Genomic DNA, 12,667 nt, shown 5'->3' on the forward strand with positions numbered 1-12,667 from the left:
CTCCCGAAACTATGAGGGGCGCATCGCCGGATCGAGCGAACAGCTCGCGGCGGGCGACTGGGCAATGAAAAAGGCGTGCAGGCTCTGCTGCACGCAATTCTGGGCGAAGAACCACACCGCATGCGGCGCATCTTCGACCACGGTGAGATGCACATCGCCGCCGGCTTCACGCATGTCAGCGATATGGCGACGCGCACCCTCGATATGGGTTTTGGGATCCAGGTCGCCGTGCAGCACGAGGATCGGCGGCAGGTTTTCATAGGGCGCGTCAAAATAGGCGTCGCGCTCGTAAAGCGGCATCTGGGTAAAGGTCTGAACGGTGGTCAGGCTGGACGTAAAACCCATCCCGGCCTCCTCGCGCGCCACATCTTCTGCGGTCATGTCGGGACGGCGATTGGTTTCGGATTCCCCGATCAGACCTGCAAGCGTGATCGAGAAGGCGGCGTCAGGATACTCCGACACGGCCGCGAACAGATCAAAGGCGGGCGTCACCTCGGTCTCGAAGAAACCCGGCAAGGCTTCAGGCGTCTCGATCGCCAGCACCAGAGCGTCGGCGATCAGCGCGCGACTTTCCGGCGTATCGAGCATCATGCCGAGCGCGTGCTTGAGATTGCCGCCGGGAACATATTCAGCCAGGTCTTCACGCTCGCCCGCATCAATCTCGGTGATCAGCTGAGCAAACGCCGCCTCGACCCCGCCCTCAAACCGGGCATTGCAGGCGGCATCCGCCGCGCAGCGCGCAATCACCTCTCGGCCCACTGCATCATAGGTGTGAGAGCGATGGCTTAGATCGTGCTCAGCATCATCCAGTGTGGGCACGAGCGAATCGAGCACGATCCCGTCCACAGAGACCGTGCGCAGCTGAGTGAACCGCATGGCCAAGCCTGTGCCGTAGGAGACACCATAGACATAGCGCCTCCCCTCGCCGCCAAGCGCGTCGATCAGATGATCCAGATCCTGGGCGCCATTGGTCATGGAAAACGCTGCGCTGCGCTCGGAATTCCGCCAAATCTCGCCAAAACATGGTCCGAACTCCTCGCCCGCAAGCGCGGTTCCGGCAGGGCTATCGGGTGTTTCTCCGGAACAAAGCCGTGTTGATTGTCCCGTGCCGCGGTGGTCGGGAATGAAGACGTCATAGCCGGGGAACGCCGTGCGGAAGCCCGCAATCTCGGTGTAATAGCTCTGCCCGGTCTCGCCCGGCCCTCCCGCCAGCATCCAGATCTCGCCCACACGCTCACCCAGAGCCGGAAACTTGCGCACGAAGAGATCAACATGGCCCGCGCCCGGTATTCCAGGATGAAGCGGCGCCTCAACCATTGCGCACAAGCTGCCCGACAGCTCAGCGAAATCAGAGGCATCCTCACAGCGCGCAAACGCCATCTCCTCGCCCGTCGGCGCAGGCATGGGAGCGGAGGTCGTGGCGCAGCCCGCAGCGAGCAGCGTGAGCGAACTGGCGAGGCAGAGATGGGACAAGCGCATGATCTTCTATCCTTTGGAGTTTTCGTCTCTTCCAAGGATGCAGGCGCGCCGCAGCGCTTACATCAGCATGGTCATCGGATCTTCGATGAAGCCCTTGAAGGCGGACAGCCAGCGTGCGCCGTTCGCGCCGTCCACTACACGGTGGTCACAGGTCAGCGTCACCGTCATCACGGTGGCTTTGGCCAGTGCGCCATCGGTGATCACCGGGCGCTCCTCCCCCGCGCCCACGCTCAGGATCATGCCCTGGGGCGGGTTGATGATGGAGGAGAAGGACGAAATCCCGAACATGCCCAGATTGGACAGCGAGAAGGTGCCGCCCTGATATTCCTCGGGCTTGAGCTTGCGGTCGCGCGCGCGGGTCGCAAGGTCCTTCATCTCGGTGGAAATCTGCGCCAGGCCCTTCTGGTCGGCGTCCTTGATGATCGGGGTGATCAGACCGCCCTCGATCGCCACGGCGACGGATACGTCGGCATGCTTGTGCATCGCGATGCGGCCATCCTCGATCCAGCTGGCGTTCGCTTGCGGCACTTTCTTCAGCGCCAGACCGGACGCCTTGATCAGGATGTCATTGACCGACACCTTCACGCCTTCAGGCGTCTTGGCGTTGATCTCCTTGCGGAATTTCAGCAGCGCATCGAGGCGACAATCCACATTGAGCGGGAAGTGCGGGATATCACGGAAGCTCTCCGACAGGCGTTTGGCCGAGATCTTGGTGATATTGTCCGCCTTCTTGATCTCATAGCGGTCCGCGCTGATGCCGTACTGGGCCAGCGGTTCGTTCTCATCGACCGGTTTGGAGGGCTGGGATTTCGGCGCCTCGGATTTCGCGGCGGCTTTGTCGTCCGCCTTGCCGACGCCTTGCTCCCTGGCTTCTTCGATATCGCGTTTGACGATCCGGCCCTTGGGACCCGAACCATCGAGCGCCTTGAGATCAAGCCCGGCATCTTCGCCATGCGGCGCGCCAATGGTGACGCCTTGATGCGCTCGCCATCGTCATCGGACGGAGCGGCCGGGGCTTCGGATTTGGACTTGGAGCTTGAAGCGGGTTCGGACTTGCTCTCCGACGCCTCGCCTTCGCTCTTGGGCGTCTCGTCAGACGACTTGGCGTCAGCATCGCCCGAAGACGCGCCTTCGGCGCCCTTGGGCTCATAGCCCTCCAGTGCGCTCTTGTCCTCGCCGTCTTCGAGCAGCAGGCCGATAGGCGCGTTCACTTTCACGCCTTCGGTGCCTTCTTCGACCAGGATCTTGCCGATCACGCCTTCATCGACGGCTTCGACTTCCATCGTCGCCTTGTCGGTCTCGATCTCGGCGATCACATCGCCGGAATTGACCGTATCGCCTTCTTTCACCGTCCATTTGGACAGCGTGCCCTCTTCCATCGTGGGCGACAGGGCGGGCATCAGGATTTCGATGGGCATCAGAAGGCTCCGTCAGGCAGATCCGCTGGTCTGCGCTTTCGAACGCAGTGTCGAGCGGGCGAAAAAGGTCAAGAAGAACAGCGCGATGTAGACGACTACCAAGGCCCCGTTCATCGAATTCTGGATCAGCTCGTCAATGCCGGTAAGGGCATTGTCCAGCGCCGCCTGCCCGGTGGGCGAGAGGCCGACTGTCTGATCAAGCTCGATCAGGGTCTGGACAAAGCCGTCATGAATGCGTTGCGAGCCGTAGGCGACGCGCCCGAGAAAGGCGAGCACCAGGGTGAGAAAGAAGAAGGAGAAGAGCCTGAGCCCGAAGCCGGCATGACGCAGGAAGACCCAGACCGCGACGACATAGGCCGACACCACCGTGAAGAAGACCTGGACTCCGTTCAGAAGGATGTCCTGGTACTCCACCATCTGTTCGATGACGTCAGCCTCGGTCATGACGGTGGTCCCTACTCCACGTAGCACACCTGCTTGGCGGCCTTGATGATGTCCTCAACGCCCGGCAGCGACAAGGCTTCAAGGTTGGCGGCATAGGGCAGCGGCACGTCTTCCTGGAAAACCCGGGTCGGCGGCGCATCGAGATAATCGAACGCATCCATCGTGACCCGCGCAGCGATTTCCGCGCCGACGCCATGCTGGCCCCAGCCCTCTTCCGCGCAGACGATGCGATTGGTTTTCTTGACGGACTGAATGATCGTGTCGGTGTCGAGCGGACGCAGGGTGCGCAGGTCGATGACCTCGGCCTCGATGCCCTCTTCAGACAGCTTTTCAGCCGCTTGCAGCGCAAAGCCGACCATGCGCGAATGCGCGGTGATGGTGACGTCAGAACCCTCACGGCGCACTTTCGCCTTGCCGATGGGCAGGACGAAATCATCCATGTCGGGGATTTCAAAGGTCTCGCCATACATCAGCTCGTGTTCCAGGAACACGACCGGGTTCGGGTCGCGGATGGCGGCCTTGAGCAAGCCTTTGGCGTCCGCCGCATCATAGGGCGCGATCACTTTCAGGCCCGGCACATGGGCGTACCAGCTCGAATAGTCCTGGCTGTGCTGCGCCCCAACGCGTGACGCCGCGCCGTTGGGGCCGCGGAACACGATGGGGCAGCCCATCTGACCGCCGGACATGTAAAGGGTCTTGGCCGCCGAGTTGATGATGTGGTCAATCGCCTGCATGGCGAAGTTGAAGGTCATGAACTCGACGATGGGCTTGAGACCGCCAAAGGCCGCGCCGACGCCGAGACCGGCAAAGCCATGCTCGGTGATCGGGGTGTCCACGACGCGCTGGTCGCCGAATTCCTCAAGCAGCTCGCGGGTCACCTTGTAGGCGCCCTGATACTGGGCGACTTCCTCGCCCATGACGAAGACAGCCTCGTCCGCACGCATCTCCTCGGCCATCGCGTCGCGCAGGGCGTCGCGGATGGTGATCTCTTTCATCTTGGTCCCTTCGGGGATGTCGGGATCAGAAAGGGTCTTGCCCTTGGGCTTTTGCGGCGCGTCGGCCTTGTCATCGGATTTGGACTTGGACTCAGATTTCGCCTCGTCTTTTTTCCCGGGCGAGGTGTCATCCTTGGAGGCTTTGGCGTCGGCGTCATCCGCTTCAGGGTCATAGCCCTCAAGGGCGCTGTCATCTTCACCCTCTTCAAGGAGGATGGCGATGGGCGCGTTGACCTGAACGCCTTCGGTTCCCTCATCGACGAGGAGTTTGCCGACCCGGCCCTCTTCAACGGCTTCGACTTCCATCGTCGCCTTGTCGGTCTCGATCTCGGCGATCACATCGCCGGAATTGACCTGATCGCCGGGTTTGACGGTCCATTTCGCCAGCGTCCCTTCTTCCATGGTCGGAGACAGGGCAGGCATGAGCACTTTGATAGGCATGTGACTTAACCCTCGATCAGAACGTCGGTGTACAGCTCGGACGGATCGGGTTCCGGGCTGTCCTTGGCGAAGTCGGCCGACTTGTTGACGATGGCCTTGACCTCTTTGTCCATCTCCTTGAGCGCGTCCTCGTCTGACCAGCCCTTCTCCAGGATGATCTTGCGCGCCAGGTCGATGGGGTCCTTGTGGTCGCGAATGTCGTTGACCTCGTCTCGGGTGCGGTATTTCGCCGGGTCGGACATGGAGTGACCGCGATAGCGATAGGTCTTCATCTCAAGGATGAACGGCCCCTCGCCAGAGCGCGCATGCTCGACGGCGCGCTTGGCGGCGTCATAAACCGCGGTGACGTCCATGCCGTCCACTTCCTCGCCCGGAATGCCAAAGGACGCGCCGCGCTTGTGAAGATGGGTTTCAGAGCTCGCGCGAGCCACGGAGGTGCCCATGGCGTACTGGTTGTTCTCGATGATGTAGACGACCGGCAGGTTCCAGAGCTTGGCCATGTTGAAGCTCTCATAAACCTGGCCCTGATTGGCCGCGCCGTCGCCGAAATAGGCCGCGCAGACCTTGCCGTTCTTCTTGTACTTGTTGGAGAAGGCCAGACCGGTGCCGATCGGCACCTGGGCGCCGACAATGCCGTGACCGCCAAAGAACTGCTTGTCGCGGGAGAACATGTGCATGCTCCCGCCCTTGCCCTTGGAATAGCCGCCCTCACGTCCGGTCAGCTCGGCCATCACCCCGTTCGGATCCATGCCGGTGGCCAGCATGTGCGCATGGTCACGATAGCCGGTGATGACCTGGTCGCCTTCTTCCAGCGCGCCCTGCACGCCGACCACGACCGCTTCCTGGCCAATATAGAGGTGACAGAAACCCGCGATCAGGCCCATGCCGTAGAGCTGGCCCGCCTTCTCCTCGAAGCGGCGCATCAGCAGCATGTCCTTGTACCAGCTCATGAGCTGGTCCTCGGTCACATCAGGTTTGTTGTTGCGCGCAGAGGCGGATTTGCTCGCAGCGCCGGAAGAGCGTTTCGTCGCCATATATTTCACATGCGAACCAAAGGGTTCGCACTCCCTGTTGACGTCACGTCAGCCTTTAACAGGGATGGCGATATGCCGTAAAGCGCATAGATTATGTTGCGCGTGCGAACAATTAACCGTGAACGGAGTGTCAGCCGCCATGATCGGGCTGTGCGCCGCGGTCAATCTGGACGACGATCTCGTCGGGATGCGCGAAGCGAAGCACCGCCCGGGCGCGCTCTTCGAGATAGTCCACATCCACGGCCGCATCCGGGCCTTCCGCCTTCAGACGCGCCACGCGGTCTTCCATCTGTTCGCGGGTTGAGCGCACGTCAGCCAGCTCGGCTTCAGCCGCCGAGATCTGCGCCTGAATGCGCAGATGATTGAGATAGCCCTGCTCGCCATGGAGCGCGTGATAGCTGAGATAGCTGATCACAATCGCCAACCCAATCAAGGGGATGAAGCGCTTCAGCACCTTCATCATAACCCATCCATCCACCGTCCGCCTTTTGCGGATCGTTCGATTGGCAGATTAGGCAAACTCAGTAAAGGAAGCGTTAGGCCGAATCAGAAAGTGCTGATTCGTTCCCGTTTTGCGGGAAACAAAAAACGGCCCGGATCGCTCCGGGCCGTTCTGAAGAACGCATATCCGGCCGCACGCTAGCCGGCGGCGATGGCCGTCCGGCCGGCATAGATGGCCGCATCGCCCAGCTCGGCCTCGATGCGCAGGAGCTGGTTGTACTTGGCCGTACGGTCCGAACGCGCCAGCGAGCCGGTCTTGATCTGACCGCAGTTCAGCGCGACGGCGAGGTCGGCGATGGTGGTGTCCTCGGTTTCGCCCGAGCGGTGGCTCATCACTGCGCCATAGCCCGAACGCAGGGCCATCTCGACCGCATCCATGGTTTCCGACAGGGTGCCGATCTGATTGACCTTCACCAGCAGCGCATTGGCCGCGCCCACTTCGATGCCGTGCGCCAGGCGCTCGGGATTGGTCACGAACAGGTCATCGCCCACCAGCTGCACATCGCCGTCCAGCATGGAGGTGACGGCCTTCCAGCCTTCCCAGTCGTCCTCGGCCATGCCGTCCTCGATGGAGATGATCGGATAGTTGGTGGCCAGCTCCTTGAGATATTCGGCGAACTCATCAGAGGTGCAGGTGCGGCCCGCGCCTTCCATGACGTATTTGCCGTCCTTGAAGAACTCGGTGGAGGCCACGTCGAGCGCCAGGGTCACGTCAGAGCCCGGCTCGTATCCTGCAGTCTCGATCGCCTTCATGATGGCGTCCAGGCAGGCCTCGGCGCTTTTAAGGTCCGGTGCGAAACCGCCCTCATCGCCCACATTGGTGTTCAGGCCATCCGCTTTCAGTTGGGATTTGAGGGCGTGGAAGATTTCCGCGCCGCAACGCAGCGCCTCGGAAAAGGTCGCAAGGCCGGTCGGCATGATCATGAATTCCTGAAAATCGACCGGATTGTCCGCGTGTGCGCCGCCATTGAGGATATTCATCATCGGCGCCGGCAGGACGCGGGCGTTCGCCCCGCCCACATAGCGATAGAGCGGCAGGCCGGAGGCCAGCGCCGCGGCCTTGGCGGTCGCCAGCGACACGCCCAGAAGCGCATTCGCGCCCAGACGCGCCTTGTTCTCGGTGCCGTCCAGCCCGATCAGGATCTCGTCGATGGTGCGCTGCTCGCGCGCATCGATCCCGGCGATGGCTTCAAAGATCTCGGTCTCGACCGCGGTGACGGCCTCAAGCACGCCCTTGCCCTTGTAGCGGTCGCCGCCATCGCGCTTTTCTACCGCTTCGTGAGCGCCCGTGGAGGCGCCGGACGGCACGGCCGCGCGGCCCATGGAGCCGTCTTCCAGGAAGACGTCCACTTCAACGGTCGGGTTGCCCCGGCTGTCGAGGATTTCACGGGCGGCGATATCAACGATGGCGGTCATGGCGCGGAGGTCCTTTTGATCGGATCAAGCCGCGCATCCCCTGCCCGGCTCTGGTGCTTTTGCTGCGCGCTTCATAAACGAGGCATGCAAATGCGAAAAGCCCTGCACCGGGTCCGGTGCAGGGCTTTTTCTGTCAGACTGCGCGCCGCCAATGCGGCGCGGCGTCCGGCTTAGTCGTCCTGGCCGTCCAGGATCTGACGACCGCGATACATGCCGGTCTTCAGATCGATGTGGTGCGGACGGCGCAGTTCGCCGGAATCCTTGTCTTCGATGTACGCCGTCGTGCCGATGGCGTCGTGCGCGCGACGCATGCCGCGCTTGGAGCGGGTGACTTTATGCTTAGGGACCGCCATCGGTCTCTCCTTACGTTCTCAAACGCGAATGACTCGGGATCGCGCAAAGCTGACTTCGCGCGAATGAGCGCCGGGCTATACCGGTTTGCGCGGCCTGATGCAACAGGGCTGTTACACCAGACGACTATGTTCCTTGGCCGCCGCCACAAAGCTTGCGAACAGCGGATGGGGATCAAACGGGCGGGACTTGTACTCGGGATGGTATTGAACGCCGATGAACCAGGGGTGGTCGGCATACTCCACGATCTCGGGCAGAACCCCGTCCGGCGACAGGCCGGAGAACACCAGACCGGCTTTTTCCAGCTCGTCCTTGTAGGCGATGTTCACTTCATAGCGGTGACGGTGACGCTCATGGATCGCGGCCTGGCCGTAGATCTCGCGCACCTTGCTGCCTTCTTTCAGGGCTGCCGGAAACGCGCCCAGACGCATGGTGCCGCCCAGATCGCCGCCGGCATGGCGACGGATGGTCTCGTTATCCTTCACCCATTCGGTGAGAAGGCCCACGAGCGGCACTTTGGGTTCGCCAAATTCTGACGAGCTCGCGCCCTCAAGACCGGCGAGATTGCGCGCCGCCTCGATGACCGCCATCTGCATGCCGAAACAGATGCCGAAATACGGGATCTTGCGTTCCCGGGCGAAGCGCGCCGCCGCGATCTTGCCTTCCGCGCCGCGCTCGCCAAAGCCGCCCGGCACCAGAATGGCGTGCATGTCCTCAAGCTCGATGAGGTTGTCCGCATTCTCGAACTGGCTGGCGTCGAGCCATTTCACCTTCACCTTCACCCGATTGGCGATGCCGCCATGGTTGAGGGCTTCCAGAAGCGATTTGTAGGCGTCCACCAGAACCGTGTACTTGCCCACGACCGCAATGGTGACTTCGCCATCGGGATTGTTCACGGCCTCGGAAATGCCGTTCCAGATAGTCAGGTCCGGCTCGGGCGCGTCTTCCATGCGGAAGCGCTCGAGCACAACCTTGTCGAGCCCCTGCCCGTGATATTCGAGCGGCACGTCATAGAGCGAGGCCGCGTCGCGACCCTCGATGACAGCGTTCTCGGGCACGTTGCAGAACAGCGCGATCTTGCGCTTGTCACTGGGGTCGATCGGAATTTCGCACCGGCACAAGAGGATGTCGGGCTGGATGCCGATGGAGCGCAATTCCTTGACCGAGTGCTGGGTCGGCTTGGTCTTCATCTCGCCCGCCGCCTTGATGAAAGGCAACAGCGTGACGTGGATGAAGATGGCGTTGTCGCGGCCCAGCTCCTGGCCCAGCTGACGGATCGCCTCGAAGAACGGCAGGCCTTCGATATCGCCCACCGTGCCGCCGATCTCGCACAGGACGAAATCCACATCGCCGGCGTCCGACAGGACAAAGTTCTTGATGGCGTCGGTGACGTGCGGGATCACCTGCACGGTCGCGCCCAGATAATCGCCGCGACGCTCGCGCTCGATGATCTCGGAATAGATGCGGCCCGTGGTGATGTTGTCGCTCTGATGGGCGGACACGCCGGTGAAGCGCTCGTAATGGCCCAGATCGAGATCGGTCTCGGCCCCGTCATCGGTGACGTAGACCTCGCCATGCTGATAAGGCGACATCGTGCCCGGATCCACATTGAGATACGGGTCGAGCTTACGCAGACGGACTTTATACCCGCGCGCTTGCAAAAGCGCGCCGAGTGCGGCGGAAGCGAGGCCTTTACCAAGGGAGGAGACCACGCCGCCGGTTATGAAAATGTATCGCGGCATGGGCGGACTGCTTAGCGCAGAATCGTCCCCGACAAAAGCGCCCGATCTGAACTTGACCGTGGAAATCGCGGTTAAGCGCTGTTGAGCATGCGGACGAAGAAAATCACCCACATCGCGCAGAGCGCGAGGAAGTTGATGGAGAACACGACACCGCGCAGCACCACATTGCCCGTCAGGGTCTGAACCAGCGTGTGTGCGAGACGCCCCGCCACAAAGATCCAGGCCAGAACGAGCTGTAAAAACAGAGGCTCGCCAGCGAGAACCAGCGCCAGAACCAGCATGTGAAAGAAGGGCGGCGCTTCAAACTGGTTGCGCAGATTCGCCGCTACGCGCGCGCCGCGCCCCTGATCGGCGTCCACCCGCGTGAAATCGTCATAGCGATTGCGCCGGGAGATGACGGCGCCGGCGCGCTCAAGCGTCAGCCACAGATACAGAAAGGCCGTCAGCGCCAAATGGGCGGCTGACGGCCAGAGCAGTGCGGACACGGGGTCGAGCAATGTGAACATCGCGCGCCCCTATCGCTTATCAGTTCGGCAAATCAGGGTCCTGGGCCGGCTCATCCTGCGCAGGAGCGTCATCGGAAGCCGGTGCAGGGTCGGCAGGCGCTTCATCAGTCGGCGCAGGCACATCGGTTTCAAGCCCTTCCAGATCGCCAAAGGGCAGATCGGAATTGGTCTGGGTCTCGCCGACGCGGTCCAGGACCGAACCGGAGGACGTGGTGACGCCCGAAATGATGGCGAGCAGGATGGAGTTGCCGATGAACAGCGCGCCCAGGATCATGGTGACGCGCGTCAGCAGGTTGGCCGCGCCGCGGCCGCTCATCATGCCGCCGGGACCACCGCCGCCAATGCCCAGAGCGCCGCCCTCAGAGCGTTGCATCAGGATGACGCCGGTCAGCGCGGCGGCGATAAGAACGTGGATGATCAGAAGGACAGCAGTCATTGCGCGGCGTTTCCGAATAAACAGAGTTCGTCCGCGCGAGGACCGCGACGGACTAGTTGGCCGCGCGTTTTAGCTCAGCTTCAGGCGGAGCGCCACCTTCCACCTGTATCTTGCGCTTGGACGCCGCCGCCATGCGCCTCTGGAGCGCTTCAGCCGCTTTGGCCATCTCTTCCTGGGAGCGCTCCATGCCGTCATCTCCGGCATAGGCGACATAGGCGGCCATGGAGAGCTCCTTGGCCAGCGAGAGGTTGGCGTGGGTCAGGCCGGCCTGTTCACGCAATTCCTGAGAGACGTCGACCAAGGCCTTGGCGACACGGGAGGCTTCGCTGGAGCGGAACTTCGCCATGCGAGCCCGAAGCTCGCGCGCGCTGTTTTCGAACTCCGACAGATCGATCGCCGGCTGGCGGCCGACCTTCATCTCCCGCATGCCCGCTTCCGCGCCCACAATGATGCGCATGCACAGGCGGCGCAGGCGTTCGCCCTCAACCGTGCGCTGAGCCTCATCGATCCAGGCATGAGCTTTCTGCAGCGCCTCGATGTCGTTGGTGACGACCGCCTTGAGCACGTTGGGCGCCTCGATCGGCTTCACGGCGCCCGCGCCGCGTTCCTTGTCGCGACGACGGTCCGGGCCGATATAGTCACTGGTTACGATGAACGGCTTGCGGGCCCGGATCAGGGTGCGAATGCGGTCTTCGACAAAGCTGTTGGAGAGCGGCCGGATCAGTAGATCATCCGCGCCGCAGCCAATGGCGTTGCGCACCAGATCGGCGTCGCGACGCCAGGATGTCAGCAAGAGCGCGACAAACGGATTGTTGGACAGTTCGCCAGAGCGGATCGCACGCACGAGCCTGAACACTTCCGCCTCATGATCCGCGGTTTCCGCAATGATCAGATGCGGCGCGTCGTCCTGCACGATCCGGCGCAGCTCTGACAGGGTGTTGAGCTGGAAAATGTCGCGAAAACCAATCTCGTGGAGAGAATATCGCGTTGTGCGCTGGTTGACGGACACCGGATCGTAGAGCGCCACGCTCGCGCGGCTGTAATCGATTTCGCTCATGCACCACCCCGCCTGTTGATCAGGCCAATTCCTTATTCAACCGGGGAGACTAAATAAAAACTCTGAAGAACGCCTTACCGGAGCGTACGGATTATTGAGGCGAACTGTTCGGGCTTTAAGCTGGCGCCGCCTATGAGGCCGCCATCAATATCAGATTGCGACAACAGCGCGTCTGCATTCGCAGGGTTCATGGAACCGCCATAGAGAATGCGCAGCGCGTCGCCATCAGAACCCGGCCAGGCCGCGCGCAAGGCGGCGTGCATGGCCTGGGCGTCCTCAGGACTGGCGGTGCGCCCGGTGCCGATCGCCCAGACCGGTTCATAGGCGATGACGATCTGGTCTGCGGCGCACTCGGGAAGGCTGGCGCGCATCTGGGTGATGACGACCGCTTCAGCGTCTCCCGATTCGCGTTGCTCGAGCGTTTCCCCGACACAGAGTATGGGCGTGAGCCCCGCCTCCAGCGCCGCTTTCGCCTTTGCGCGCACAATCGCATTGTCCTCGCCATGATCGGCGCGACGTTCGCTATGCCCGACAATGACATGGCTGCAGCCCAGATCCGCCAGCATCCGCGCGCTGACATCTCCGGTATGCGCGCCCGATTGCGTCATGGCGCAGTCCTGCCCGCCCAGCATCAGCCATTCGGGCTTGGTCTGCGCCATGGCCAGGATCAGGGTTGCGGGCGGACATAAAAGGATATCCGCGTCTGGAGTCTGCGACAGCGCAGCGGAAAGTTCGGTCAGGAACGCCCGGTCAGCCAAGAGCCCGTTCATCTTCCAGTTGCCCGCCACCAGCTTGCGCCGCATCGTCGCCATCCCCGTCCTGCGTTCTTGTTTGGCCGCTTAGAAGA

12 protein-coding genes and 1 pseudogene are annotated in these 12,667 nt (G+C 62.2%); all 13 read right to left on the reverse strand.

Annotated features, from left to right (window positions below; genetic code table 11):
• Positions 1–9: 9 nt before the first annotated feature.
• The 13 genes and pseudogenes from OA2633_RS02575 to tpiA all read right to left on the reverse strand — a co-directional run bounded on the left by OA2633_RS02575 (position 10) and on the right by tpiA (position 12,632).
• Positions 10–1,479 carry an alpha/beta fold hydrolase gene (locus OA2633_RS02575; RefSeq protein WP_009800917.1) on the reverse strand — a complete coding sequence of 490 codons (1,470 nt, stop codon included), beginning with the start codon at positions 1,477–1,479 and terminating at the stop codon, positions 10–12.
• Between the two features lie 57 nt (positions 1,480–1,536).
• Positions 1,537–2,897, reverse strand: a pseudogene (locus tag OA2633_RS02580) (pyruvate dehydrogenase complex dihydrolipoamide acetyltransferase).
• 12 nt (positions 2,898–2,909) lie between these two features.
• A complete protein-coding gene (locus tag OA2633_RS02585) occupies positions 2,910–3,341 on the reverse strand; it encodes a hypothetical protein (protein WP_009800921.1) in 432 nt (143 codons plus the stop codon).
• 11 nt (positions 3,342–3,352) lie between these two features.
• A complete protein-coding gene (locus OA2633_RS02590) occupies positions 3,353–4,777 on the reverse strand; it encodes a pyruvate dehydrogenase complex E1 component subunit beta (protein WP_009800922.1) in 1,425 nt (474 codons plus the stop codon).
• A gap of 5 nt (positions 4,778–4,782) precedes the next feature.
• Positions 4,783–5,811, reverse strand: coding sequence for a pyruvate dehydrogenase (acetyl-transferring) E1 component subunit alpha (gene pdhA, locus OA2633_RS02595; protein ID WP_009800923.1), 1,029 nt, complete (start codon positions 5,809–5,811; stop codon positions 4,783–4,785).
• 130 nt (positions 5,812–5,941) lie between these two features.
• On the reverse strand, positions 5,942–6,274 hold the full coding sequence (locus tag OA2633_RS02600; protein ID WP_009800924.1) for a septum formation initiator family protein: 333 nt from the start codon (positions 6,272–6,274) through the stop codon (positions 5,942–5,944).
• 176 nt (positions 6,275–6,450) lie between these two features.
• A complete protein-coding gene (gene eno / locus OA2633_RS02605; RefSeq protein WP_009800925.1) occupies positions 6,451–7,728 on the reverse strand; it encodes a phosphopyruvate hydratase in 1,278 nt (425 codons plus the stop codon).
• 170 nt (positions 7,729–7,898) lie between these two features.
• Entirely contained in the window at positions 7,899–8,081 is a 183-nt protein-coding gene (rpmF, locus tag OA2633_RS02610) for a 50S ribosomal protein L32 (RefSeq protein ID WP_009800926.1), read from the reverse strand.
• A 111-nt stretch (positions 8,082–8,192) separates the two neighbouring features.
• Positions 8,193–9,821 carry a CTP synthase gene (locus OA2633_RS02615; protein ID WP_009800927.1) on the reverse strand — a complete coding sequence of 543 codons (1,629 nt, stop codon included), beginning with the start codon at positions 9,819–9,821 and terminating at the stop codon, positions 8,193–8,195.
• Positions 9,822–9,892: 71 nt separating this feature from the next.
• Positions 9,893–10,327 (reverse strand): MAPEG family protein, encoded by a 435-nt coding sequence (locus OA2633_RS02620; RefSeq protein ID WP_009800928.1) that lies wholly within the window; start codon positions 10,325–10,327, stop codon positions 9,893–9,895.
• A gap of 19 nt (positions 10,328–10,346) precedes the next feature.
• Entirely contained in the window at positions 10,347–10,763 is a 417-nt protein-coding gene (gene secG / locus OA2633_RS02625; protein WP_009800929.1) for a preprotein translocase subunit SecG, read from the reverse strand.
• 52 nt (positions 10,764–10,815) lie between these two features.
• Positions 10,816–11,820, reverse strand: a complete 1,005-nt coding sequence (locus OA2633_RS02630) for a transcriptional regulator (RefSeq protein ID WP_009800930.1) — start codon at positions 11,818–11,820, stop codon at positions 10,816–10,818.
• 74 nt (positions 11,821–11,894) lie between these two features.
• Positions 11,895–12,632, reverse strand: coding sequence for a triose-phosphate isomerase (gene tpiA / locus OA2633_RS02635; protein WP_009800931.1), 738 nt, complete (start codon positions 12,630–12,632; stop codon positions 11,895–11,897).
• Positions 12,633–12,667: the final 35 nt, after the last annotated feature.

The sequence above is a fragment of the Oceanicaulis sp. HTCC2633 genome (genome assembly GCF_000152745.1).
Lineage (GTDB): Bacteria > Pseudomonadota > Alphaproteobacteria > Caulobacterales > Maricaulaceae > Oceanicaulis.

Excerpts from the sequence above, each read along its gene's own strand:
- OA2633_RS02575 (WP_009800917.1), bottom strand. The coding sequence starts at position 1,479 with ATGCGCTTGTCCCATCTCTGCCTCGCCAGTTCGCTCACGCTGCTCGCT.
- OA2633_RS02585 (WP_009800921.1), bottom strand. The coding sequence starts at position 3,341 with ATGACCGAGGCTGACGTCATCGAACAGATGGTGGAGTACCAGGACATC.
- OA2633_RS02590 (WP_009800922.1), bottom strand. The coding sequence starts at position 4,777 with ATGCCTATCAAAGTGCTCATGCCTGCCCTGTCTCCGACCATGGAAGAA.
- pdhA (WP_009800923.1), bottom strand. The coding sequence starts at position 5,811 with ATGGCGACGAAACGCTCTTCCGGCGCTGCGAGCAAATCCGCCTCTGCG.
- OA2633_RS02600 (WP_009800924.1), bottom strand. The coding sequence starts at position 6,274 with ATGATGAAGGTGCTGAAGCGCTTCATCCCCTTGATTGGGTTGGCGATT.
- eno (WP_009800925.1), bottom strand. The coding sequence starts at position 7,728 with ATGACCGCCATCGTTGATATCGCCGCCCGTGAAATCCTCGACAGCCGG.
- rpmF (WP_009800926.1), bottom strand. The coding sequence starts at position 8,081 with ATGGCGGTCCCTAAGCATAAAGTCACCCGCTCCAAGCGCGGCATGCGT.
- OA2633_RS02615 (WP_009800927.1), bottom strand. The coding sequence starts at position 9,821 with ATGCCGCGATACATTTTCATAACCGGCGGCGTGGTCTCCTCCCTTGGT.
- OA2633_RS02620 (WP_009800928.1), bottom strand. The coding sequence starts at position 10,327 with ATGTTCACATTGCTCGACCCCGTGTCCGCACTGCTCTGGCCGTCAGCC.
- secG (WP_009800929.1), bottom strand. The coding sequence starts at position 10,763 with ATGACTGCTGTCCTTCTGATCATCCACGTTCTTATCGCCGCCGCGCTG.
- OA2633_RS02630 (WP_009800930.1), bottom strand. The coding sequence starts at position 11,820 with ATGAGCGAAATCGATTACAGCCGCGCGAGCGTGGCGCTCTACGATCCG.
- tpiA (WP_009800931.1), bottom strand. The coding sequence starts at position 12,632 with ATGGCGACGATGCGGCGCAAGCTGGTGGCGGGCAACTGGAAGATGAAC.